20 protein-coding genes are annotated in these 23,901 nt (G+C 60.6%); 15 read left to right on the top strand and 5 right to left on the bottom strand.

The features are described from left to right. The first annotated feature begins 25 nt into the window (after positions 1-25). The 5 genes from ACSBOX_RS06010 (at position 26) to ACSBOX_RS05990 (ending at position 3,641) form a co-directional block, all read left to right on the top strand. On the top strand, positions 26-688 hold the full coding sequence (locus ACSBOX_RS06010) for a hypothetical protein (RefSeq protein ID WP_442545230.1): 663 nt from the start codon (positions 26-28) through the stop codon (positions 686-688). Between the two features lie 14 nt (positions 689-702). Further along, a complete protein-coding gene (locus ACSBOX_RS06005; RefSeq protein ID WP_442545229.1) occupies positions 703-1,332 on the top strand; it encodes an RES family NAD+ phosphorylase in 630 nt (209 codons plus the stop codon). Between the two features lie 98 nt (positions 1,333-1,430). Continuing rightward, entirely contained in the window at positions 1,431-1,919 is a 489-nt protein-coding gene (locus ACSBOX_RS06000; RefSeq protein ID WP_442545228.1) for a helix-turn-helix domain-containing protein, read from the top strand. Further along, the gene (locus tag ACSBOX_RS05995; protein ID WP_442545227.1) at positions 1,916-2,770 is read left to right on the top strand and encodes an IS3 family transposase; all 855 of its coding nucleotides are present in this window, start codon (positions 1,916-1,918) and stop codon (positions 2,768-2,770) included. Before ACSBOX_RS06000 ends, ACSBOX_RS05995 begins: the two co-directional genes overlap by 4 nt. A gap of 589 nt (positions 2,771-3,359) precedes the next feature. Further along, on the top strand, positions 3,360-3,641 hold the full coding sequence (locus ACSBOX_RS05990; RefSeq protein ID WP_442545226.1) for a hypothetical protein: 282 nt from the start codon (positions 3,360-3,362) through the stop codon (positions 3,639-3,641). Positions 3,642-4,051: 410 nt separating this feature from the next. Here ACSBOX_RS05990 and ACSBOX_RS05985 read toward each other — a convergent pair whose 3' ends face one another. Next, complete coding sequence (locus ACSBOX_RS05985; protein ID WP_442545225.1) at positions 4,052-5,581, bottom strand: toll/interleukin-1 receptor domain-containing protein; 1,530 nt, start codon at positions 5,579-5,581, stop codon at positions 4,052-4,054. Positions 5,582-5,890: 309 nt separating this feature from the next. Beyond that, a complete protein-coding gene (locus ACSBOX_RS05980) occupies positions 5,891-6,352 on the bottom strand; it encodes a hypothetical protein (RefSeq protein ID WP_442545224.1) in 462 nt (153 codons plus the stop codon). Positions 6,353-7,356: 1,004 nt separating this feature from the next. Here ACSBOX_RS05980 and ACSBOX_RS05975 point away from each other — a divergent pair. The 7 genes from ACSBOX_RS05975 (at position 7,357) to ACSBOX_RS05945 (ending at position 19,364) form a co-directional block, all read left to right on the top strand. Then, a complete protein-coding gene (locus ACSBOX_RS05975) occupies positions 7,357-10,461 on the top strand; it encodes an RHS repeat domain-containing protein (protein ID WP_442545223.1) in 3,105 nt (1,034 codons plus the stop codon). Positions 10,462-10,616: 155 nt separating this feature from the next. Next, positions 10,617-10,853 carry a hypothetical protein gene (locus ACSBOX_RS05970; RefSeq protein ID WP_442545222.1) on the top strand — a complete coding sequence of 79 codons (237 nt, stop codon included), beginning with the start codon at positions 10,617-10,619 and terminating at the stop codon, positions 10,851-10,853. Between the two features lie 39 nt (positions 10,854-10,892). Then, positions 10,893-11,714, top strand: coding sequence for an RHS repeat-associated core domain-containing protein (locus ACSBOX_RS05965; protein WP_442545221.1), 822 nt, complete (start codon positions 10,893-10,895; stop codon positions 11,712-11,714). 37 nt (positions 11,715-11,751) lie between these two features. Beyond that, a complete protein-coding gene (locus tag ACSBOX_RS05960) occupies positions 11,752-11,949 on the top strand; it encodes a hypothetical protein (RefSeq protein ID WP_442545220.1) in 198 nt (65 codons plus the stop codon). Between the two features lie 223 nt (positions 11,950-12,172). Then, positions 12,173-12,385, top strand: a complete 213-nt coding sequence (locus ACSBOX_RS05955; protein ID WP_442545219.1) for a hypothetical protein — start codon at positions 12,173-12,175, stop codon at positions 12,383-12,385. Positions 12,386-13,467: 1,082 nt separating this feature from the next. Then, on the top strand, positions 13,468-18,396 hold the full coding sequence (locus tag ACSBOX_RS05950) for an RCC1 domain-containing protein (protein ID WP_442545218.1): 4,929 nt from the start codon (positions 13,468-13,470) through the stop codon (positions 18,394-18,396). Between the two features lie 611 nt (positions 18,397-19,007). Further along, positions 19,008-19,364, top strand: a complete 357-nt coding sequence (locus tag ACSBOX_RS05945; protein WP_442545217.1) for an antitoxin VbhA family protein — start codon at positions 19,008-19,010, stop codon at positions 19,362-19,364. Positions 19,365-19,442: 78 nt separating this feature from the next. Here ACSBOX_RS05945 and ACSBOX_RS05940 read toward each other — a convergent pair whose 3' ends face one another. Continuing rightward, positions 19,443-20,030 (bottom strand): recombinase family protein, encoded by a 588-nt coding sequence (locus ACSBOX_RS05940; RefSeq protein WP_442545216.1) that lies wholly within the window; start codon positions 20,028-20,030, stop codon positions 19,443-19,445. 431 nt (positions 20,031-20,461) lie between these two features. Between ACSBOX_RS05940 and ACSBOX_RS05935 the strand changes: the two genes are divergently transcribed. Beyond that, entirely contained in the window at positions 20,462-20,986 is a 525-nt protein-coding gene (locus ACSBOX_RS05935) for a hypothetical protein (protein WP_442545215.1), read from the top strand. Between the two features lie 182 nt (positions 20,987-21,168). On the opposite strand, the gene ACSBOX_RS05930 is transcribed toward ACSBOX_RS05935, so the two are convergent. Continuing rightward, positions 21,169-21,534, bottom strand: a complete 366-nt coding sequence (locus ACSBOX_RS05930) for a hypothetical protein (protein WP_442545214.1) — start codon at positions 21,532-21,534, stop codon at positions 21,169-21,171. 162 nt (positions 21,535-21,696) lie between these two features. Further along, on the bottom strand, positions 21,697-22,224 hold the full coding sequence (locus ACSBOX_RS05925) for a barstar family protein (protein ID WP_442545213.1): 528 nt from the start codon (positions 22,222-22,224) through the stop codon (positions 21,697-21,699). 190 nt (positions 22,225-22,414) lie between these two features. On the opposite strand from ACSBOX_RS05925, the gene ACSBOX_RS05920 reads away from it, so the two are divergent. Continuing rightward, on the top strand, positions 22,415-23,122 hold the full coding sequence (locus ACSBOX_RS05920; RefSeq protein WP_442545212.1) for a hypothetical protein: 708 nt from the start codon (positions 22,415-22,417) through the stop codon (positions 23,120-23,122). Positions 23,123-23,218: 96 nt separating this feature from the next. Further along, positions 23,219-23,704: an AAA family ATPase gene (locus tag ACSBOX_RS05915; protein ID WP_442545211.1), complete on the top strand. Its 486-nt coding sequence runs from the start codon at positions 23,219-23,221 to the stop codon at positions 23,702-23,704. The last annotated feature ends 197 nt before the right edge of the window (positions 23,705-23,901 follow it).

The raw sequence follows: 23,901 nt of genomic DNA, 5'->3' as shown, positions 1-23,901 counted from the left end.
GAATCTACGAGAGCGAGGCGTGACGATGACCACAGCTGAGCACCCAACCCCGGCGCAGATGCGGCTGCTGAAAGAACTGGACGAGCTCCACCTCCCACCGGAAGATCTTCTCGACCAGCTGCAGACCTATGCAGCCGTTGCGGCCCACCTCCGGGTCCCGGATTTCAAGATAACCCCTTTGTTCACAGACGCCATCGGACTCGATGCCCTGTGGAGCAATGTCCGGGCAGGCGTCCATGCCCTCGGTGCCGCAATGGCGACGAGCCCGGTGGCGGTCTCCCCGCAGACCGCCCGGAGCCTGCAGGCCGCCGAGAACATCTGGCGGAGCATCGAGCGGGAATTCGGCATGCTTTCCAGCATGGAGGTTGCTGAGCTTCTGGGCTCCAGGAAGCCCAACCGTTCGTTGGCGTCCGGGCTGCGCAACGACGGGACCATCGTTGGCATCATGCGGGGGAACGCCTATCGCTTCCCCGGGTTCCAGTTCGACGCCGACAAGGGCGCCGTGGTGCCGGCGATGCCGAAGCTCATTGCCCTAGCCAGGGAGGACGGGCGGTCCGACGAGGGGCTGGTGTACTGGCTGACGTCCCCGAGCAGTTTGTTCCACGAGCAGGACCGGCCGGTTGACCACCTGCATGAGGAAGAGCAGGTGCTGGCCGCTGCCCGCGACCAGTTCGAGGGCACTTGGTAACGGCCGGCGGCCCGGTGACACCGGACCCGCCGGTCCCCTTCGAGGCCCGGACCATCGTCATGCGTGCCATGACGGGCATGTACCGCCTGCATGACAATCGCTTCCGGACACCGGAATTCAACCCCGGACCCAGGGGCCCGGGACGGTTCCACTTCTTCGGCACACCGCACATTCCGGTGCTGTACACGGCCGCGACGGAGAAGGGTGCCGTGGCTGAAACCCTCCTCCGGAACATCCCTGTCACTGGGGGCGCCATCGCCTACGAGGATTACGAGACCAAAGTCATGGCCGCCCTGGAAATCAAGCGCGAGGTCCGCCTGGCGTCGTTCCTGGGCACCGATCTGCGGGCGTTGAAGGTGGCTCCCGAGCAGCTGACGACCACACCGTTGGATAACTACCCGCAGACCCGCAAATGGGCTGAGGCGGCACACGGTGCAGGCTTCGACGGGGTTGCGTGGATGTCGCGGCAGGACAATAGCGATCGCGCCTACATGTTCTTCGGCGACCGGGTCACGGAGGACGACTTCACGGTGGTCCCCGGAAGCGGCAGAATCCTCGCCGTGGAGCCTGACAAGGATTGGCTGGCCGATCTCTGCGCCACGATGCACATCGAGGTGTTGCCAGACCCGACCCTGACAGCCTGAGAAATACCCGCACCACCTAAGATGCCCCACCGGTTCGCTGAACTGCTCCCCGGAAGTTGGACTGAGAAATTCAGTTCCGACTCCCGGGGAGCAGTTTTATGCATGCACGTAGTTCGTTATCGGAGGATCAGCGCGAGGCCGCTGTAGCGTGGTTTGAGAAAGGCATCGCGGATAGTGCGGCGGCGAGGTTTCTGGGCGTGTCTCGCGGACCGGTCAAGCTTCTCTATCGGCGGTGGAAGATCCATGGTCGAGGAGCGCTGGTGGCCAAGCCGACGAGACAGGCGTACTCGTTCGAATTCAAGCTCGCATTGGTCGAACGGTTCATCGCGGGCGAGACTGCCCCGGACCTCGCGGCGGAGGTGGGCTTGTCCTCTCCGGTGCTGCTGAAAACCTGGGCACGGGCGTATCGTCGCGAGGGTGCCGACGCATTGCGCCCGAAGCCTAAAGGCAGACCCAAGGCACCCGATGCCCCGCCGTCCGCGGAGATGCCCGAACTGGAGCGGTTGCGGCGGGAGAACGAACGGTTGCGGGCGGAAGTGGCGTACCTGGGAAAATTGCGGGCCTTGAGGGCGCAGGAACGACGGTGAAGGTTCAGGCCCTCATCGCTCTCAAGGCCGGCTTTCCCCTGCCCGTCCTGCTGCAGGTGGCCGGGCTTGCCCGGTCGACATTCTTCTATCACCAGGGGCGCCTTCAGGCCCGTGACCCGCAGGAAGCCCTGAAGGCCGCGGTCGCGGAGATCTTCCGGAAGAATCAGGGCCGGTACGGGCACCGGCGCATCCACACCGAGCTGGCCAAGCAGGGGTGGGCGGTCGCGAAGAAGACCGTGCTGAAGCTGATGCGTTCCCTGAAGCTGGTCTGCGAGGTCAGGCGGAAGAAGCGCTACAACTCCTACCGGGGCGGGCAGGGCACGGTTGCCCCCAACGTGCTGAACCGCGAGTTCGCCGCCAAAACACCGAACGAGAAGTGGGTGACGGATGTGACCGAGTTCAGCGTCGGCGACCGGAAGCTCTATCTTTCACCGGTCATGGACCTCTTCGACCGGCAGATCATCTCTTACGCGGTCGGCCCCTCCCCGAACCTGAACCTCACCAACACATCACTCCGTAAGGCGCTGGCAACGCTCGAGCGCGGGCAAGAACCGCTCGTGCACTCGGACCAGGGTTTCCAGTACCAGCACACCTCGTGGCGGACTCTCCTCGAGGGCGCCGGTGCAACCCAGTCGATGTCCCGCAAAGGCAACTGCTACGACAACGCCGTAATGGAGAACTTCTTCGGCCACCTCAAGGAAGAGCTTTTCCACCGCGTCCAGTTCATCAGCACCGACGCACTGGAAACAGCACTGGACGAGTACATCCGCTGGTACAACACCGAAAGAATCTCGACAAAGCTAGAGGGCCTGAGCCCGGTGCAATACCGTGCTCAGGCCCTCGCAGCCTAGGCTCTTACTTAGCCAGTCCAACTTCCGGGGAGCAGTTCATTCGCCGGCGGGGCTTTCTCTTTTGCCAGGCAAGAGCTAAGGCCCCAGCGAAGCTGTGGCCGGGATTTTCAGTGACAAGAACATCCACCGCCTGCACAGAAAGCCGAGGGTCATCATGACTACCGCCACTCTCTCCAACGACACCATGACCCAGACACTGCCATTCGACTTCGACTTCACTGCTGCCGCTTCCAAGGCAGCCTCCGATGCACGGATGGCGGACAACCGATCACCATCTGAGCCACCCCTCGTTATCTTCTGCGCGGCCGGCTTGTTGTTGGTGATAGGTGGGCTGATCGCTGGGAATTTTGGATACTTCTTTTGGCTAGGACTGGTGACTCTGTCGGCGCCGATTCCGGTTTTCGTGATCATGCGAAGGCGCAGAAACAGGTAATGCAGGGGGTGGATCCAACACCACCAGCGCCGGAACCAGGCAGCCCCGAGGATAGCAAGTCGTCCTTGGAATGCGTCCCCACGTGGAGACAACTCGCGGTCCCGTTCTCCGTCGATAAACTTGAAGGACTAGCAGAACCAGAGGGCGGAGGCCGCCATGGATGATATCGGCAAACGTAGAGTGCCGAAAGCGACGGCCGCCGAACCAACTGACCGTGTCCTGACCCCGGAGCAGAAACGCGAACTCACCATCGACACGATGGCCAGCTGGGCCCTGGACGGCCTGAGACCTGACCGTCAGACCGTCGAAGAGATCAATGCATTCCTGCAGAGCGGACTCTCCGCGGGTGAGTACCTGCTGAAGTTGAAGGAGGGCGTGACCCCGGCGGAGGCTCCCGCAAAAAAGTCAGCCGAAGAGCGCCTCAGTTCAGAAGACTGAAACGTCGCCGGATCTTGTCGGCGAGTTCATCCTCCCAAGACCAACGGAACGTGTTCTGAAGTGCGGGCGGCCGACCGAAAATGCGCCGAAGCGTCACGGATTTCATCGGCAACATAACGGTCATTATGTTGCTGTTCGCCTCCGCGAGCGTCGGCACTGAGCTACTCACCTTTCAGGAACGCCTTGCCCGCCACAAGATAGCCGAAGCCTTCTGGATCGCGCCGGGCGTAGCGGAGCACCTGCCCGGTGAGGCTTCGCGGTATCCGGTGAAAGGCCGGCTAACGGGCACCAAGAGCTCCTGTTGGCAAATCATCTTGCCGTTGTTATAACATCCCCATTTTGAAGGCAGAGTCCGGTCCAAATCGCTTTCCGGAACTACGGTGACCACGGCAAGACCGTCCCAAACGCCACTAGAGCTTCTTATCCAGAAACTCGGATAGCGCTTCGTCGATCGCGTGGGTGTCGAAGTTTCCGACACTGAGGCCTCCCCGGACACGTACGGCGTTCTTTCCAAGGAGACCTTGCGTGATCGGCGCCCAACGTTCGCCCTGTGCTTTGTACTCATCAGCCAGGGCCTTGTCCGGGCCGTTGTGCATGTATCGCGGCTTCCAGGTATAGCGGCCGTCCCACTTGCCGATACCGTAGTGACCGGCCTCTTCGGCTTCGACTTTGGCCACACACGCTTTCAATGCGAGGAGTGCCTCTGCCCGGTCGAACCGCTCGTCGTAGTCTTCGTCATCGGGGATGAGTTCGATGAACAGCGGCCTCAGGACCTTGAAAAGGTAGGTAGGTACAGGGGTAAACCGAGCCCCCTGCTGCCGGGTTCTGAAGCCTTCGATTACCGCAGGCGTCACCGGCTGTCCCTCTGCCTTCATGGTGACGGCAGTGGGCACCCATACCTCGGTGTGGTTGAACATGTAGTGCGGATGTGTCAGCGTGATCACCGGCTCCGGCCCTCGATGGGTGCGGATAGGTGTGTCCAGAAGCGCTTCCAAGCTGTAAAAATTCGATTTGTCTGTGGATGCAATCGCCGACACATATGACAAGTACATGGGAACAAATTGCTGAAGGGCCACCAGCCTGGCATGCCCGCTGTCAGAGTGGGCGTTGAGAATGAGCTTTGCCGCCCTCCGCCAGAGTTCTGCGTGCTTTTCCTCTCCCCAGGCTCCGGCCACGACGAGGATCTTAGCGAACGGTTCCAGCACGTTCTGGTAGGCAGCCAGACGATCCACGATCTGCTCGACGACACCCAGGCTGTCGGGCTCAGATCCGCCTAGAGCCACGGAGAACTGTGGATCATCGGCGAGCTGACTCCTGATCTTCGACGCGACCCCCATTACGAAGTCGTCCAGGTCGATGTCACGGCTCGGGTCACGGAGCATTCCTTTGACCACCCGCCCCGGATCCTCCTCGGGCGATGCACTCCTTGTGTCGGCACCTGAGTTCAGGGGTTGGGAGTTGTCGGCCTGAGGGCCCAGCAACTTGGCAACGGCGTTCGCTAACTTCACAAGCTCAGCCACGTGTTGGGGGCCGAAGTAGTCGGTTCTGTGGATGTCGTCGAGAGTCTTGCCGGCTCCCAAGGTGTAGTCCGGCAAGGAGACGTCGTCGAACCTAACAGGAAAAAGCCATGACTTGGCTGGCGGACGTAGACGGTACTGCTCGACGGCAAGAACCAACTCTTCGAACTGATACGAGATCTCACGAGCTGCACTCGCCTCTGAGAAGCACGCGATGAAAGCCAGGCTCCCTTGAGTGATCGCTTTGCGAATCTCAGTTCTCCAGTCGCTTCCGGGGGGCAGGTCTTTCTTGTCTCGCCAGACTTTCACCCCGAATGCTTCCAGGACTCGCTGCAATTGATCGACTCGCTCTGAATCCTCGCGCACATACGAGATGAAGGCATGCTTCTCGGTCTGCGCACTTGCTGCGCTGTCGAATGTCATGTGCTTAGTATCCCGTCTGGATCTCCTCGGAATTTCTCAGAAACGCGCCAGGCTCGCCCCAGCCTCCGATGGAATGAGCCAAAACATCCCTTCAACACTGGCCGTCACCAGGAATACCATGAGGAAAAGGCGCGCACCAGGTCAAGCCCGTGTCAGGCCATGCCTCCACGGAACAACATTCGAAGATAAAGGCCACGGTATCCATTCACCGGCCACAGATGCGCACCGGCTTGGCCACCGGATCCGGGAAATCCGGAAGGAAATTCACCACCGGTACCCGGGATCTGACCGGTATCGGGTCGCGGATCCTTAGGGAAAGCAGCCTGGATAGCCGCTCTTGATATTGGCGATCTCCGCGCTGTCTAAGGTTCCGTCCTGGAGAAATCCGATCTGCGCGTACCCGCAGGATGTATGACTGCCATCGGTGGTGCTGCCTCCGTTGCTCGACACGCACAAATCTCCGAAGAGGTTCTCTCGTACGTTACCGCCGATCGTTCCGCAGGCCTTCTGTTCCACCGCCAGGTGTACCGCTTTGTCCTGAAAAGCCTGCGCTGAAGCCTGGGCCTCCACAGCTGCTTGGGAGGCCTTTGCGCTTGCAGACGCTGCGGCCGACGCTTGGGCGGCCTCCTGCTGCGAGAGGTTCGCGTCGCACTGTTGGATCTGTTGATCTGCAACGGCGCGGGCCTGTGGGAGATCAACGCCGACGTACTTGGACAGTAAGACATCAAGCTGCGGGTCGCCGCCGTTGTCCCCTGTGGCAAGGTAGCGCATGACCTTGTTTCCAACGTCGCAACTCGGGTGCAAGGCCCTGACCAGACCATTCCCTGCGGCGCTCACTACGGCCGCTGGAGTCGAGGAGACACCAGTCTGCGACGGCGAGGCCGGGGCTGACGTGGGTGTTGTGGAGCAGGAGGTCAGAAACGCGACGGTCAGTATCGCGGAGGCCAGAAGCGGTGGAGTCTTGGCTCGGAAACGAGTTGACACCCTCATGTCATGGCCCCCTTGTGAAATAGTCATTGCCAGCTTAGCTGGACGACCGGACCCGGACATCAAAGCCTGTTCTCGCACCCTAGATGGTTGTGCTGCCGCGAAGCGGCATACTGGCGACGAATTTACCCTGGGCAGCGCAGCCAGGACTCGGTCGAGCGGTCCTGATCCACGACCACCGGACAATGCCAGCCCTTCAGTCTCCGCCGTTAGGTAAATGCGGAAACTGTCAACAGGTTGACAGTTATTGACAGAACTTTAAATGCCCGTCACGGATGCCGGATTTAGTTTCCTGCAGTCCACTACGACGGGTAGCCGGATCAGGTCAGCCTTCGGCAGGATTTCTAGCTTGACATGGGGAAATGTCGAAGTCTATGGCCCGGCCGGCCCGGCAATGCTTCAGTGACGGTTTTGTCACATCGGCGATGTCCAGACCAGCAGAAACAACACTGCCTCCCGTCGGCCAGGAAAATTTCCGACAGTCGACTCTTGATTTCCGCGATTAGTAAGCATGATGATCATTCCGTGCTCACTGGGGGCGCATAATTTGCTCACTGGGGAGCATGAACATTCGGGGGCGCAGCATGGCTGCTTTACGGTCTCTTCTGTCAGGCGTCGCAATTTCTGCAGTTATTCTCACGGGGCTAGCTGTGCCCTCGCAGGCCGCGCCTGCGGCCGCGCAGGCACCGGCAACGGTCCGGCCACCAGGACAAACCGTCTCGGCCGCAAAAGCACTAACCACCAGGTACACGCCGCCCGCAGTCGTCCCGAGGCAAGGTCTCGCGCCGATGGTCCTGCCACCGGCGTCCGGGACCAACGGGATCGCATCCGGGAACCGGGGCGCCGCGGCTATGGTCACGCGCCACCTGACGGACATGACCGCCATGTCGTGGAATCCGACCAACGGCAACGTGGTTCTGACTGGGCAGCTGCTGCACGTCAAGGGCGCGGGCCGGGATTTGGGCATCGGCTGGCGGTACAACTCCCTCAATGACACCCGCCCGACCCTCTCGGTCGGTGGGACGGAAGCTGCGGTCACCGTAGGAGGCGACAACTCGGTGGTCTACACTGCACCGGACGGCGGCACCTACACCTTCGCACCGGCGGGGACCGGGGCCTGGGCGATGCCTCCCGGATTGAACGCAACCATCACAACGTTCACATCCACAGCGGTCACGATCCGCTTCAACGACACCGGCTACAGCAACGAGTACACCAAAGTCGGTTCGGTCTTCCAGCTCACATCCCAGGACGACCAGAACGCGACTGCGCCTAACAAGATCACCTTCACCTACAACACTGCCGGGCTGTTGACCACGATCAATGACACCATCGGTGGCCGGCCCGTCACGTTCTCCTACAACGATCCGAACAACGCCGGGCAGCCCTCACAGATCCACGACGACGCCCTGTCCCGGGACATCTATCTGGAATACTCGGGACCCAACGGGGCCATGTCGAAGGTCACGGATGCGACGGGGGCGGTCATGAGCTTCGGCTACGGCGGCTCGAACAACCAGATCACGACCATCACCGACGATGCCGGGACCGTCACGACACTGGCCTACGATGCCTCCACACGGCTGAGCCAGGCCACCTATGCCACCGGAAAGCCGATCCAGAGCGTGTGGCAGTACACCTACGCCTCCTATCCCGTCGATGGGTTCTTCGCTTACGTGAAAGACCCGAACCTGAAAACGACCTATTTCCGGTCGATCACCCAGAACCAGGTCGTTCAGACCCAGGATCCCTTGGGAGACCAGGCACAGTTCACGGTTGACGGTCACGACAATGTCACTTCAACGCAAGCGACCCTGGGTAACACCACCACTTACACGTTCAACGCTAACAACTCGCTGACAAAGGTCACCAACCCCGCAGGTGGTACCGCTGGGGCCGAGACAACGTTTGCCTACCCGTCCAACACCGGCAACCCGCTATCGAACTACCAGCCCACATCCTCGGTCAGCAGCGAAAACCAGACCACGAGCTACAGCTACGACGCGAACACCAACAACCGGTACCAGACCACCACGCCAGGAGCCGGAGGCGGGGCAGGCGGCACGCCGAAGCTGAACTACCAGGGCGACGCGGCCGGAACCACCTGCGGAGCCAAGAAGGGCCAGGTCTGCAAGTCCACGGACGGCAACGGCAACGTCACCACATATGCCTACGGGGCACTGGGCATGCCCACCACGGTCACCCCGCCGTCCCCACTCGGGGCAGTCACGAACGTCTACGATGCCGCGTCGCGGTTGACAAAGTCCACCGATGGCAAAGGCCAGGTCACCCTGTATGACTACGACGACAACGACCGGCTGATCCAGATCGACAAGGGCGTCAACTGCGCCTCGAACTGCGTCTCCTATACCTACGACACACGAGGGAATCTCACCCAAAGCCAGGACGACACCGGTAACACCAATTTCACCTGGGATGCCCAGAACCGGCCTACGTCCAAGTCGTTCTCCGGGACAACGACGTCGGTCACCTACGACGGGGCCTCGAACGTGGTCAGCTTCACCGACCCGACCGGGACCGTGAACTACGCCTACGACGCCGCGAACAGGCTGCTCACCCTCGCTGAACCCGGCGGCTCATGTCCGGCAACACCGGCTTTCCCGAACAGCACCAAGTGCACCGGATTCAGCTACGACAACAACAATCGCCGCACTGCGACCAAGTACCCCAACGGGGTTACGAATACCACGGTCTACGACGGCGCCTCCCGGGTCACGTCCATCACTGCAACCAACAGCAGCAACGCAGTTCTGGCTAAGCGGGCCTACACCTTCACAGTCAACGGCACCAAGGACGGGGCCTTGCGCAAAACGGTGACTACCGAGACCGGGGCCGTCACCACCTACGGTTACGACGAGATCAACCGGCTCACCTCCGCGGTCACCGGGTCCACCACCGAGACCTGGACCTATGACAAGGACGGCAACCGGACGGTGGACACCAAGACCGGCACCGCAAACGTCTACTCGGCCTACAACGGCGCCGACCAGCTCTGCTGGTCCGGGGCCAGCGCCGGGAGCTGCGCGACCCCGCCGGGAGGTGCCACCAGCTACAGCTACGACGCGAACGGCAACACCACCGCTTCCGGGTCCACCACCCAGACCTACAACATCTTCGACCAGTTCACCTCGAATACCAGTGGCAGCACCGCCACGAACTACACCTACAACGGGCCGCGTAACGACAGCCGGCTCACCGCAGGAGCAACCGCTTTCCTGAACGGGTCCCTGGGTATTACGCAGCAGACCACCGCAGGCGCTACCACTTCCTTCATCAGGGACCCGAGCGGTAACCTCATCAGCATGCGCACCAGCACGGGGGCGAGCTTCTACTACACGATGGACGGGCTCGGCTCGACTATCCTGCTCACCGACAGCGCCCAGGCCGCAGCCGCCACGTACTCCTACGACTCCTGGGGCAACACCACCAGCTCCGGCGCCCAGGCAGCCACCAATCCGTGGACGTATGCAGGCGGCTACAACGACACCACCAACAACCGCATCAAATTCGGGGCCCGCTACTACAACCCGTTCCGCGGCCGCTTTACCCAGGTGGATCCCTCCGGGCAGGAAAGCAACCGTTACGCCTACGTCGGCTGTAACCCCATCAACGCTAAAGACCCCACAGGCCTCGATTTCGGTAGTTGCCTTCGTGATTCAATCATCTCGGCCACCCTGTGGGGCATCGGAACCGAAGCAGCGATCGGCGCCGTCGGCGGATTCATCCTCGGCCTGGAAACTGGCCCTGGAGCGGTGGCTACTGCAGCCGGAGGAGCAGTGATCGGTGCGGTGGGCGGCGCTCTTACTGGGGCCTGGAGCGGTCTCTGGCAAGGAAGCATTGTCTGTGGCATCGCCGCGCTTCTTGGGCAGTGAGTTCTGTCGGCCAGAGCGGACGCGGCTAATTGAGTTAGAACTCTTGTTCCGGGGCCTCGCCGTCTTCTATGCTTTCGGAGCCAGGCCGACATGGGCTTCGGTTTCTTGACGATCAGGGCTGCAAAGGTCACGCGAACAGAATGGAGGAGGTTCAGATGCCGAACGGCCACGCTGTCTTACTACCCAAGGCGAAGCGATTTGCCATCGTTTCGAGCATTATGTTTGTCGTAACGACAGCTATGTCCACCGTCATCATTACCTTCTTCCAACCGTGGCCGGGCGTGCTGATCCCCGCAACGATTTTCCTTGCAGTTGAGATCCCTCTTGCTTGGACAGCGATTCGAGAGCAACAGGAAATCGTCGCCAAAAGACGCACGAACCGGCCGGACTAGTCACTCCCGACAAAATCCTCAAGGCCTGAACGTGACTCGGTGGGGTGGGGTCCCCAGGAAAGCCGACATCCGGTTACGCGTGCGAACGTTTGCCCCGGCAACACCACCGCCTCCGGCGCCACCACCCAGACCTACAACATCTTCGACCAGTTCACCTCCAACACCAGCGGCGGCACCACGACGAACTACACCTACAACGGACCGCGGAACGACAGCCGGCTCACCGCCGGAGCAACAGCGTTCCTGAACGGGTCCCTGGGCATCACCCAGCAGACCACTGCAGGCGCGACCACTTCCTTCATCAGGGATCCGAACGGTAACCCCATCAGCATGCGCACCAGCACCGGGGCGAGCTTTTACTACACGATGGACGGGCTTGGCTCGACTATCCTGCTCACCGACAGCGCCCAGGCCGCGGCAGCCGCGTACTCCTACGACTCCTGGGGCAACACCACCAGCTCCGGCGCCCAGGCAGCGGCGAACCCCTGGACGTACGCCGGCGGGTACAACGACACCACCAACAACCGCATCAAATTCGGCGCCCGGTACTACAACCCCTTCCGTGGCCGCTTCACCCAGGCAGATCCGAGCGGTCAGGAACCAAACCCATACCAATACGTGGGTGATAATCCTCTCAACGCGACCGACGAATCCGGACTCCTTGCCGCTGGTTGCTATCAAACGGACTACGGGATCCAGTGCCCACTTCCCTCCCAGGGAAATTTCGGTACATATGGACCATCGGATCAAAATTCGACGAAATGCCGCGTGAGCCTTGGTTTCTCGTTCCTAGGCGTCTTTTTGCCAGGCATAGATCTCTTTGCATTTGCCGGTGTCTTTGTTGCGGCTGCGACATGCTGACTAAATTCACCCACCCCACGAACAAGGAGGACGCTCGATGAAGTTCTTCGAGTTACCACGCGCTGCTCTAATCTGGCTGGGAATGGGAACTGTTTTCTGGTTCGTCATTGGGATCATCACACTCAATGGGCAGGAACCTGCATGGAAGGGCATTCTCCTGTTTGCTTTGGCAGCCGCATGTCTCGTAGGCGTCGTACTTGGAACAATCGCCAGGAAACGCAACGTTCGCGATTAACGGTCATCACGCCCCGCGAAAGTCGATTCGCAACGGACTCGGCAGGGTCATTCGGTGACATTGTCGGTGTGACCGTGGGAGGTTCGGCTGAGACGGCTCTCGATCCCTTCCTTTCTCCAAAGGTCGGGGGCGCCACCACCCAGAGTCCCTGGGTATTACGCAGCAGACCACCGGCGGTGCGACCACCTCGTTCATCCGTGATCCGCAAGGTAACCTGATCAGCATGCGCACCGGCACCGGGGCGAGCTTCTACTACACGGCGGACGGGCTTGGCTCGACTATCCTGCTCACCGACAGCGCCCAGGCCGCAGCCGCCACCTACTCCTACGGCTCCGGCGCAGGGTTGCCTGGCGAGAGGTGTCCTCCTCGGGACCACCGCGGGGCTACGCCCCGTCGTAAAACTGCTGAATTGGAGGGTGACGGGTGGGATGAGTAGCCATAGAACTGACCGCATGGTCTTTTGGTTCAAATTTCTAGTCACGATGGTGGCGATGGGTGGGGCTTTCTTCTGCGTCAGTGTCGGCATATCGTTCGCGGTCACTGGAGCGCCAACCTGGCAAACCACGGGCACCTACCATATCGTGGCGCTTTTTGCAGGAGCAATTGCGCTTTTCGTTGTTCTCATCCCGCTTCTAATTTGGATTCGAAAAAGCACTCCAAAATCTGCTTATCGAAAATCTCAGCGACCGAGGGAATAGTACGACGTAGACCCATTGATCCAGACCTGGCGCAAGAAACGGCGGGCGCATTGGTCGACATGACTGCGCTACGAATGAACGTTAGGCATGGCCCCTGTATCGACCTCTACAGCGTGCAGCCAAGAACGTTCCGAAAGTTACCAGGGCAGTACGGTCACGGGGTGCTCTTTACCCGAAGCCTCATGACTCCGACGACGATGAAAACAACACCGAAGAAGACCGTCGACGGGCCAGGCATCACCTTTCCCGAGGACCAGATCTGGCCGACTCCACTGAGGATCCCGATGATTGAAAGAAGGATGAACCCGTATCCGAGGATCGTGTTCTGTCGCGAACGGTTTAGTTGGTTGATTCATCGGTGCCTCATCTTCCGCATCGCCTAACTTTACGGATTTTCAGACCGGCCCAACGAGTGGGGCCGAAAAACCCGTCCTCCCGGGGCCAGAATTCGTTGACATAGTCAGGCGGCGCCTTCTTCCTGATCATTCCCATCCTGGCAACAGTCGGAACGCTCCTGGCCGCACGATATAAGGACCGGGTCCAGAAACATACGCCACCTAGAAGGCAGGGCGGCCGTAGGCGATGTATTGGTGTGCGCTCTTGAGTGTTTGTGCTGATTCTTGGCCGGCCCTAGGTTCCCAATAAGTCCGGATGCTGCGGTAGAGAAGACCGATGGACGAGGTCATGCGAAGCGCGAACCCGGCGAGTCGAATCTTCACAATAGCTTGGCCCTGGTCTGTCTGAGTATGATCAGCGCATCCGTGGTAGACGGATACTGGGGGCGGATCGTTTAGCCGCGGTGCAACTTGGGGGATCTCTAATGCGCTTTTCGTTCTGGAGGGGCTCGTTCAAGGGCTGTGGCGCGTTGCTCCTGGCTCTCGTGCTCTTGTTCGGCTTGCTGCCCCCCGATACCGCGATGGCCGCACCCTCTGGGTCCACGGCAGGGGCCATGCCCGGCTTTAGTCCGTCCCCGACCCCTGCCGCCGGTTTCACGGTGGCGCAGTCGGCAGCAGTCCAAGCTCCGTCGTTCGCTGATGTGGACTCGTCGAACCCTTTTTACGCCGAGATTAGCTGGTTGGCCAGCACAGCGGTGTCCACCGGCTACGCCGACGACACCTACCGGCCAGTGGTTCCCGTGAACCGCGACGCGATGGCGGCCTTCATGTACCGGCTAGCGGGCAAGCCGGATTTCACCGCTCCAGCGGTCTCGCCGTTCACGGACGTCACACCTGCCACGCCGTTCTACAAGGAAATCACCTGGCTCGCGGACCAGGGAGTTTCCACCGGTTGGACAGAGGCGAACGGGGCGCGCACCTACCGCCCCATCCAGCCCGTCAACCGCGATGCCATGGCGGCCTTCATGTATCGGCTCGCGGGCAAGCCGGCTTTCATTCCCCCCGCGATCAGTGCCTTCACGGACGCACCGGTCGGCTCGAAGTTCTACAGCGAAATCAGTTGGCTAGCCAGTGCGGGCATTTCGACCGGCTATGCGGACCACACGTACCGCCCCGTGGTTCCGGTAAACCGTGACGCGATGGCTGCATTCATGTACCGCTTCGTCGGACGCGACCAGGACGTTGCCACCACCGGCAACACCATCAATGTGGGACCCGCCGGCGCCGGCCATGCCTCTGCTTTGATTCGTCTCAGCACCACGGCTCCCACCCTGGACAGCGTCATCTCCGCGGCTGGAACACCGGCCCTTGTCGCCCGGGCCGGGACCGCAGCCTCCACCACGGTCCTTGTGCCCGTGGCTGGCGAAACAGCCCAAGTTTCGGCGACCGCCGCGGTGGCCGTCAAAGTGGAACTTCTGGCCACTTTCGACGGCACTCCGGCGGTTCCAGGCTCCACGATTGTCCTTCCCCGGCCCGTCACGCGGGCGGATACCGCCAACGGCCTGGGCGGGAGCCAGCTCTCCACTACCCCGATCACCATCGGGGTAACCGGCTCGGGCGGGGTCCCGTCCACCGGAGTGAGAGCCGTTTATTCCACCGCGACTGTACAGGCATCCGTGCCCACAACCCTGGTCATCGGCGCGCAGTCGCTGCCCATACCGGCCGGCAGCAGCACCGTCACCACTGTGCTGACCCCTGACGAGGGGGGCAACATCAGCGCGGCTCTCGGCGCCGGAAGCGGCTCCCTCCGCCTCGACGTGCGCGGCTACATCCCGGACGCCGTCCAGGATGCCGGCAGCGTCAACGTCCCCGGAAGCTTCGTCCCCGCCGTCGCTCCGGTCCCATCCGATCTCCCGATCGCCTCCGGGGCGCCGACACCCGTCAACGTGCCCGGTCTCGCCGACCGCTCGTACACGCTGGCACTGGTCACAGCCACCGGATCCCGCTCGACCGCCCGGCTGGCTATCGGGACGGACAACGGTGCCACAACCCGCGGGCAGGGAATCCTTGTCGACGCCGCCGCCGGAGCAGGACCCCAACTCGTCCTCATTCCCGAGAGCAGCCAGCCTGCCGCCTCGCTTGCAGCAGGGAACACGACGGTCACGATGGAACCCGTCGGTGACATCCTTTCCGGTACCCCCACCGCCACTAGTCCCGTCAAAGTGCAAATCACCGCCCCCGCCGACGGGTCCACCGTGGACTTGTCCGCCACAGGAACAATCGAGTTGAAAGGAACCCTCACCAACACTACTGTCGCGACGAAATCCGTGACGATCTCCACGGCAGGGTTGGTAATCGGATCCGCGGTCGTCAAGCAAACCGCGGCCGGCACTTCCTGGTCATACCGCACAGGGATTCCACAGTCCGGCACCACATCTTTCACGGTCAATGCAACGGACCGCACCGGAAGCACCGGCACCGCCACGGTAACCGTCAACGCGGTCCTCCCGTCTGCGAGCACCGCCCTTACCGCGCCGGAGGCAGTCGTCCTCGACAACACCAGACCCAGCCAGCAGCTCACCATGGTCACCGCAGATTTGGTTGCTTTCGCCCAAGCCCCTGACGTCCGTCCAGGGCAGGTTATCGTCTCCGCCCCAACGAGTGCCGCCCCTGCGGGCATCCTGCGCACAGTCACCGCAATAAACAAAACCTCAACCGGATGGGTCGCCGATACCGCACCGGCGGCGCTCACCGATGCCATCCACCAAGCAAGCATCGATCAGACCGTCCCCCTGACCAGCCTCGACCCCACCGCCATCAGCACAAACACCCCACCAGCCCCCGACGACACACCGGATGTCACCGTCGCCGGAACCGGACCTGCCGTGACCACGGCAACAGGCGCAGCCGTTGACCTCGCCCCGCTCCCAAGCCCCGGCAGCCCCCAGACCCTCCCCGCGGCAATGAGCGCGTTCACAACCCCACCCAAAGTGACAGCGAACAGCGTAGGGGTCGACAACAGCTACACCACCACACTATCCATCGCCGCGAAATTCGCCTTCGACACCAACGGGCACAAAACCGACTACTCCAGCGCCGATGATGCCTCCACAACAACGACCAAAGCCTCCATAAGGGCCTCCGGTGGCGTAACGGCCGAAGCGAAATCCCAAATCGGGATCGGAATCCACTTCCGTCTCATGATCAGCATGCACTTCAACTGGGGCATCCCATCGGTCAAAGTCGACGATTTTTCCGTGATCCTCTCCACCAACGCCAAGACCGGCATCACAGCGGATGCCTACCTCAAAGTCCAAACCGCCGAGGAGATTAAAAAGACCATCGCGTTGATCCACCTGCCGCCCCTTAATTTCCCGGCCGGTCCCGTGCCGGTCATCGTGCTCAATACCGCGACCATCACCTTCAATACTGAACTCACCGCCGAAACCGCCATACACGTCGAGTCCAACGTCCAACGGACCCAGGACTACGGTTTCCACTACAGCACCGACCATGGCATCCACAACGCCACCACCGCACCCGTCACGACCCTGTCCAACCCGCTCTTCGGACCGGACAGCGGAGCATCAATCACGGGAAAGATCGACGCATCAATGGGGCCGACCATCGATCTGACATCCAAGATCTACGACGTCGCCGGCCCCGTCTTCACTATCGGCGCCAAGGTCGGCGCGACAGGAGAAGCCACAATCGGACCAGCCGGACCCGAGTTCAAAATCACCGCATTCCTCGAAGGAACCATCAGCGTCGGCGTCAAACTCACCGCTCCTGTCATCGACAAAGTCCTCCTCGATGCCACCCTGATCAACTTGACGGCAAGATGGAGCCTCGGGTCCTGGACCTTGGACTACGCCACCGAATTCCCCGGACTACCGCTGCCGCCCTCCCCGACCCCCACACCGCCGACAATCACGACGACCAGCCTCCCGCCGGCCACGGCCGGCGCGTTCTATAGTTCGGCGCTATCCGCTGCAGGAGGCACCGCACCGTATCTTTGGCGGATTAGCGGGGCACTTCCCGCCGGACTCATCCTGGAACAAAGCACCGGGGCCATCACCGGTATCCCGACCGGGCCGGGCAGCAGCGACCTCACCGTTGCCGTGACCGACAGTTCCGGCTCGACGGTCACAGGGACAGTCCACCTCGACATCCAAGCGGCTCCATCGGGTCTGACGGGGGCCAAGAGCGTCACATCCAGCAGTTCCTCTGTGTACTCGGTCTTTGCAGTGAAGACAGACGGAACCGTTTGGGGTTGGGGTTACAACGGCTCTGGACAGTTGGGGAACGGCACCACGTCCGATTCGGCTATGCCCGTTCAGGCCCACGGCCTGAACGGGGTCCAAACGGTCTTCACTGGCAACAACTCCACCTATGCGCTCAAGACCGATGGAACAGTCTGGGCCTGGGGCTCCAATAGCTCGGGACAGCTAGGAGATGGCACCAACACCAGTTCCAACGTTCCGGTCCCAGTCGCTGCCCTGTCCGGCGTCCAGAGCATTGCCAGCAACGGTTCGAGCGTCCTAGCAGTCAAGACCGACGGGACGGTATGGGCCTGGGGGTGGAATGCCGACGGTCAACTCGGCAATGGAACCACTACCAGTTCCTCGGTGCCCGTTCAGGTGCCTGGCCTGACCGGCGTCCAGAGCCTCGTCAGCAACGGATCAAGTGTCCTGGCGGTCAAGTCCGACGGAACAGTCTGGGCCTGGGGAGCCAACGTTGCAGGCCAACTCGGCATTGGAACAACTGCCAGCTCTGCTGTTCCGGTTCGCGTGACGGGCATGTCCAGCACCGCAAGCATCTCGATCAATGGCTCCAGCGCGTTCGCGGTAAAGACCGATGGAACCGCTTGGGCATGGGGATGGAATGCATATGGGCAACTGGGAAATGGAAGCACGGTAAACTCATCGGTCCCTGTTCAAGTGGCAGGCTTGTCCGACGTACGTTCCATGTCCAGTAGCGGTACCTGGGCGACCGCCCTAAAAGGTGACGGAACAGTGTGGGCCTGGGGCGACAACTTATACGGACAACTCGGAAACGGCACCGCCGCGGGCGCAAATGCGCCAGTCCAGGTCTCCGGGCTCGCCGGGATCCAAAGCGTCACCACCCTAGGTTCCGCCGCGACCGCCCTGAAGTCCGATGGGAGCGTCTGGGTTTGGGGCAACAACGGCAACTCCCTCCAATTTGGAGCCGGCACCATCAACTCGGCCGCGCCAACGCAACTCACTGCGCTAAGCAACATACAAGCCCTGAGTGCAAGTGCTGTTTCCGGGTACGCATTGAGGGCCGACTCCAGCGTTTGGGCCTGGGGCAACAATCACTACGGCCAACTCGGGAACGGCACCACCACCGATTCAGCCGCTCCTGTCCAGGTCGGAACGGCAGGTTCCCGATAGGTTATCCGGAACCGGGCACGGACTCGGCACCAGGTGCATGTCACCCGCATCCGGCATTCGAGATGTGAATGATCCAATTCCACAGCATGCAGTTTTCCTACAAACGCAGAGACACCCACCTTCGGTGAGGTCGGGCGGTCAAGCTGTTCATCGAGAGTGACTTTCAGCAGAGCTGCAAGGATTTCTCACCGAAGCTTCGCGACGACCTCTTTGCTGTTCGTCAGGGCGTAGGTCAGGGCGATGAGACATGATCTTCCTTCTGGTTACTCCCCGCTCCCATCATGGCCCGGGTACCAGCCGATCGTCGACGGCGGCGTAACTATAGGACTCCGAGGGCGTTTCCATAATCACGTCCTCGCTCGGCGTCATATTCTATGCATGCAGCCACTGCGAGTCCTCCGCACAGGTTCTCCCAGGGGGCAAGACCCCAGTTTTATCGAGTTATAGGGATTTTCCTAGAACGCGCTAGAACTTGGTAGAACTTGGTAGAACTGCCAGATTTCACGTCTGCCTCTGTTGTAAACAACGACCACCGATGAAGCCCCACGCAATCGGACGGCGAGCCATTCGCCCAAGCGTTCCGACTTTCGCCCGGGTGAGAAACCAGGACCATGAGCGACTCCGATTCCGAGCAGACGGCTACCGCTGTCTTCATGTGCCCATCGGGACGACCCGTGTTCGATAAACTTGAAGGACCCGCAGCAGAACCAGAAGAGGAGGTCGTCATGGGTAACAGCGGCAAACATCGAGTGCCTAAAGCGACGGCCGCCGAACCAACTGACCGCGTCCTAACACCGGAGCAGAAACGCGAACTCACCATCGACACGATGGCCAGCTGGGCCCTGGACGGCTTGCACCCCACCCGCGAGACCGTCGAGAACATCAACGCGTTCCTGGCCAGCGGGCTCACGGCGAGTGAATACATCCAGACGTTGAAAGAGAAGTGGCCCCCGGCGGAGGGTGCCTAGTCGTTCATCGGTCCCCGCATCTCATGGTCCCGATACGCCCTGGCTGGTGGGGAATTGGAAGGTTGCGCTTGCCGCCGGTTAGCGGGACACGTCGGCATACTTCCCGGTGCCACCAAGTGCGGCATAAAGAGTCTGCCGCGACACTCCCAGATCGCGGGCCACTTTCGCCTTTGGCACGTCGTGTGCAATCCGCTGGCGCGCCAGCTCGATTTGGTCGTGAGTCAGCTTCGGCGCGCGGTCGTAGACGCCGTTTCTCTTGGCGATGGCAATGCCCTCCGCCTGCCGTTCTCGGATGGTCTTGCGCTCCAGCTGTGCTATAGCAGCCAGAACCGTGAGCATAAACTCGCCCTGCGCCGTGTCGGTGTTGAGGGCTGAGTTGTCTGTGAATTCCAGGGCGACACCTTTGGCCTTGAGTTGCTCGACTATGGCGAGAAGATCTGTCGTGGAACGAGCTAGACGATCCGGTGATTTCACGCGGACTGTGTCGCCGTGACGGACATAGACGAGCATCTCCTGGAGTTGCGCCCGGTTATCTGCGTTCTTGCCGCTCACTTTCTCGGAGAACAGCCTGTCAACAGTACCCAGTGCTTTGAGCTGTCGCCCCTCGTTCTGATCGGCAGCACTCACGCGCACGTAGCCGATCAACTGACCCTTGTGTCTAGTCACCTCTAGAACCTCCTACAGTTATGTCCAATCGTATCCGAACACTACCATGTTTGACGGTCTTTTCGAAGGATTCCAGACTGTTCACCCGGGTACACCGTGATGGACACCTGACATCTGCGGATACGTTCCCGGTGGGGCCCCACCGGGAACGGATCCACCTCCAGGAAGTGGAACCGGAAACTGTGTAGCCTTTAGGGCACCTTCACCGTGCATATCATCGTGCGGGGTAAACGTGCGCAGGGAGGCTAGCAACGATGCCGAGGGAAGAAACTTGCCTGGCTGCGCGCTCGGCCACCGGTTAACGGGCGGCCAGTTCGTAGAATCGCTTCCGCCTGCGATCGGCGACAATGTCTTCAGGTCTGCTGAGTGGGAAATTGTCAGTTGCGCGCGCCGCCGTTGGCCTGGTTGCCGAACTTAAATACATTTGTGCCATGACATTGCCCTTTGTTGGAGATGACATAGTCCATCTCGGGTCCGGTACCTTTATGTGGGTCCAGCTGACGCATTTCCTAATTGACCCGGACCAGGACGACCAATCCATTCTTGAGAGCCTGATCGAGAGCCCCGAGTACCAGCACGACTATGCTTCCCCCTTTCCCTCCAGGGGCGGCAGTGAGCCCCGCGCATGGGGAATCCACGGCCGGTGGAGGATTGATGCCATCCACCCGGGTCTGTTCGAGCCATCGACCATCGAGGCGGCCAAAGCCGAGATCAATGTCTGGGCCAATGACCAAGACTGGACGGACCCGGAATACTTCCAGCCCGCCGATGCCATTCAACGGCTGGAAACCATATATACACTCTTGAGCTCAGGCCCTGTCCTGAAGATACGCAATCCCCCACGGGAAGCCGAACATGACTACGGCTTCGTAACGGGAGACCTGGGCTTCCACGAGTTCATTGTCATTGATCGGATTCTCCGCACGCTTCACGTCATTGTCGCTTCAGATGACTGAAATTTGGCCGACCACACGTCCTGCTGCGCAAAGACCGACCCACAGTGAAATGGACGCGGGCCGCACGTAAGGGATCGGTTAACGGGACGACTTTAACGCCTCCGCAGTCGAGGCCTGACGCAGAGAACCACCGTCAATCCCGAACGACGGCGATGGGAGTGCGGTGCTGTCGCTCAAGGCTTTCAAGCTTGAAACAGAAAGCCGAACCCGCCCACGACGAAAAATATGCCCATGAGCATGTACATAAACCCCATACCTCTAATCGTCGGCACGTCGGCAAACGTAAAACCTTCAGGTCTGATTCCACGGCTCTCCCTGTAGATTCTGGACCAGATGCTTGCTGTGCCATTGATGTCCCGGAAGACGTGCCATCCAAACAGGAACAAGAACACGCCCGATCCGCTGATTCCGAGAAAAACCCAGTTCACCCGGGTCACGACGCCGAGAAGAAAGGTCGCCAAGAAAAGTGCGATGGAGAACCAGTAGAAAGTCCTGGCTGGTTGGGGCAGTTCCGTAAAGAGCCGTTTGATCGCCCGGACAGTTTTCACGACGCTCCCTCCACTGACTGGTCGAGCCAATAAGAACTTATTCTCCAGCAGACTGCCTGCGTAATCCTCCCCTCCGCGTTCACCTCCACGAATCGTTCGGGAAGGGATCCTCCACCGGGACGGGGGACTGATCGCTTCGGTGACGGCGCCGCGCGTGCTCGACTAGTCGCCAGTGTCCACTCGTGGCGCGAACCGCTTCGAATCAAGCCACTCCTCGTCATTCCAGAGGACAGGTGTGGCGCCGACTGGATCAAAACTAATCCTGGGATCATTGCTCTGCGCAAGGCAGATCATCCTGTGCCCGAATAGAGCCGCTTCGCGGGAGCGCTGGGCGATGATATCCAGAAGGGTCTGCGCCGTCCGGGGACAAGCCAATGCGAAGGCGTCGTATCCGAGGAACGCCAGCACGAAGTCATGCGAGATGACATCCCGAAGGCAGTCATTCAGGGCGTCTAAGTTATGGCCGTAGTAGCTCGGGAAATCAAGCGTCTCGGAGATCGCCCCGTGCATTTCCGCCTCGCTTGACCACGATGATGCGTCCAAAATAGTGACCTGGTAGCCTTGTTCGGCCAGCCATGTGGTTGTCTCATCGAACACATGCCGCCGATAGAACAACAAGACCGCCGTATTAATCAATAGGCGGAAGTCTAGATCGTGCTCAAGATCTGCCTCGGAGTCGAAAGCATTCATGCAGAGATCTTACGGTCCTTCGCCTGATGGCCAGCCTCGAGGAATTGGAGACGACCCCGGCCGAGTGGGGAGACACAGGATCGGCACCGACCGAGTCATAAAATGGCCAAGTCCGCCCGGTAGCCGATCCCTAAACGGACGCCTGAGCGTACGGTGATGCACCGGCTTGCGGGCGGGTTCTGGAAGCCGGATGAGTAAGACCTCCGCGCCGCAAATTAACGACCATCCGGCAACCGGACGGCGTGAGCCTCGGGTACTGGGCCACGTTTATCTGACTCTGGCGTTTGCCGGGCACGTCAGTTTCATGTGCCTTACCCAAGTAGAATCCTCCATGGAAAGAGCGGGGGCGGCCTCCGTCGCCAGAAAGGGCACGGACTACATGAGCCAAGAACCGCAGCGGCTGACCGAGGAGACATCCGAGCGGCCCGACCTGCCACCACGAGCAACTCGAACCTTTGCCTTTTCTTGGGATAAAGCAATGAGATCACGGCATTGGCGCTTTTGGATGGGACTTTTCGAGGCGGTATCTGGATTGTTCATGGGAGGGGTTATAGTGCTCGCTTCCATCCCGGTCATCGGGCAAATACAGAACCTAAGGGTTTCAGAAGTGCAACGGCAGGCAGGATGGGTTGCGTCCATCATCGCCATAATCGTGGCCTTCAGCGTGGTGGCCATTGCTGGCGTGATCATCGGAGTCTGGAATCTCGTAACCATAAGGAGTACGGCAAGATCACCGTTGGTCGCGGCGATTTTAGTTTCCGCAGCGTCAATCGTGCTGCTGATGTTCTTCTGGGGCGAACCGTTCGATCCAATAAAAATCTCATTCGTCCTCTTGCACGTGCTGTTAAGCGTTTGGACCGTCGGAATCCTTCGGCTAACGAAGGACCTCGTTCCGTAACGCTGACAGGCCCGACCAGACCCGGCTCTCGTCCAGTCGATGTGATATGTCCGGCAAGGGATCCCGCTTCGGGCATCCCTCTGCTACGTTCGAAACATGCTCGTCGTCCTGCGTGGAAACTCCGGTTCCGGTAAGAGCACCATCGCTGCGGTCCTACAACAAGCGCTGGGCTGGCCGACTGCCATCCTCAGTCAAGATCATTTCCGGCGGATCGTGTACCGGGAGCGGGAACAGGAGAGCCTCGCGCACGCGGACCTTCTCGAAGTCGCGGCAGTTCACTGCCTCTGCGTCGGGCATCACGTCATCCTCGAAGGGATATTCAACGCGGAGCGGTATTCGGCGATGCTCGAAAGGGTCGCCGCCCAGAGCAATGACGCGAGGTTTTTTACCTTCGACCTTACGTTTGATGAAACTGTACGCAGGCACGCTATGCGGCCACAAGCGACAGACTTCAGCGAAGACGAGATGCGGGCCTGGTACCACAGCTGGCAGCCGTTATCTTTCGTAGAAGAAGAGCGCATCAATGCATCGGAATCGCCAAGCCGAATCGTGGCGCGCATACTCGGCGCGGACGCCCGATAGCCGATCCATCATCGTGCTCTGAAGCGCACGGTCGTTCACCGGTTTACGGGCACCTCCCGCCGGCCACAGGATGCCCCCGGAGACATATAATCCCGTTGCTTGCTCTTGTGGCAGTCCCAGTGGGTATCAGTGGTAAACGCATCTCATACGGACATCAAACGCTTCCGGAAATCCGGCGGTCAGAGCATACTACGGTG

Origin of the sequence: Arthrobacter sp. KN11-1C, from assembly GCF_052180225.1 — a bacterium.
Classification (GTDB): Bacteria; Actinomycetota; Actinomycetes; order Actinomycetales; family Micrococcaceae; genus Arthrobacter.
The sequence above is the reverse complement of the archived record's forward strand: the minus strand, read 5'-3'. Positions and strand labels throughout refer to the sequence as shown.

Coding starts and splice junctions, on each gene's coding strand:
- ACSBOX_RS06010 (WP_442545230.1), top strand. CDS start 26: ATGACCACAGCTGAGCACCCAACCCCGGCGCAGATGCGGCTGCTGAAA.
- ACSBOX_RS06000 (WP_442545228.1), top strand. CDS start 1,431: ATGCATGCACGTAGTTCGTTATCGGAGGATCAGCGCGAGGCCGCTGTA.
- ACSBOX_RS05990 (WP_442545226.1), top strand. CDS start 3,360: ATGGATGATATCGGCAAACGTAGAGTGCCGAAAGCGACGGCCGCCGAA.
- ACSBOX_RS05985 (WP_442545225.1), bottom strand. CDS start 5,581: ATGACATTCGACAGCGCAGCAAGTGCGCAGACCGAGAAGCATGCCTTC.
- ACSBOX_RS05980 (WP_442545224.1), bottom strand. CDS start 6,352: ATGCGCTACCTTGCCACAGGGGACAACGGCGGCGACCCGCAGCTTGAT.
- ACSBOX_RS05975 (WP_442545223.1), top strand. CDS start 7,357: ATGGTCCTGCCACCGGCGTCCGGGACCAACGGGATCGCATCCGGGAAC.
- ACSBOX_RS05970 (WP_442545222.1), top strand. CDS start 10,617: ATGCCGAACGGCCACGCTGTCTTACTACCCAAGGCGAAGCGATTTGCC.
- ACSBOX_RS05960 (WP_442545220.1), top strand. CDS start 11,752: ATGAAGTTCTTCGAGTTACCACGCGCTGCTCTAATCTGGCTGGGAATG.
- ACSBOX_RS05955 (WP_442545219.1), top strand. CDS start 12,173: ATGCGCACCGGCACCGGGGCGAGCTTCTACTACACGGCGGACGGGCTT.
- ACSBOX_RS05950 (WP_442545218.1), top strand. CDS start 13,468: ATGCGCTTTTCGTTCTGGAGGGGCTCGTTCAAGGGCTGTGGCGCGTTG.
- ACSBOX_RS05945 (WP_442545217.1), top strand. CDS start 19,008: ATGAGCGACTCCGATTCCGAGCAGACGGCTACCGCTGTCTTCATGTGC.
- ACSBOX_RS05935 (WP_442545215.1), top strand. CDS start 20,462: ATGACATTGCCCTTTGTTGGAGATGACATAGTCCATCTCGGGTCCGGT.
- ACSBOX_RS05925 (WP_442545213.1), bottom strand. CDS start 22,224: ATGAATGCTTTCGACTCCGAGGCAGATCTTGAGCACGATCTAGACTTC.
- ACSBOX_RS05920 (WP_442545212.1), top strand. CDS start 22,415: ATGAGTAAGACCTCCGCGCCGCAAATTAACGACCATCCGGCAACCGGA.
- ACSBOX_RS05915 (WP_442545211.1), top strand. CDS start 23,219: ATGCTCGTCGTCCTGCGTGGAAACTCCGGTTCCGGTAAGAGCACCATC.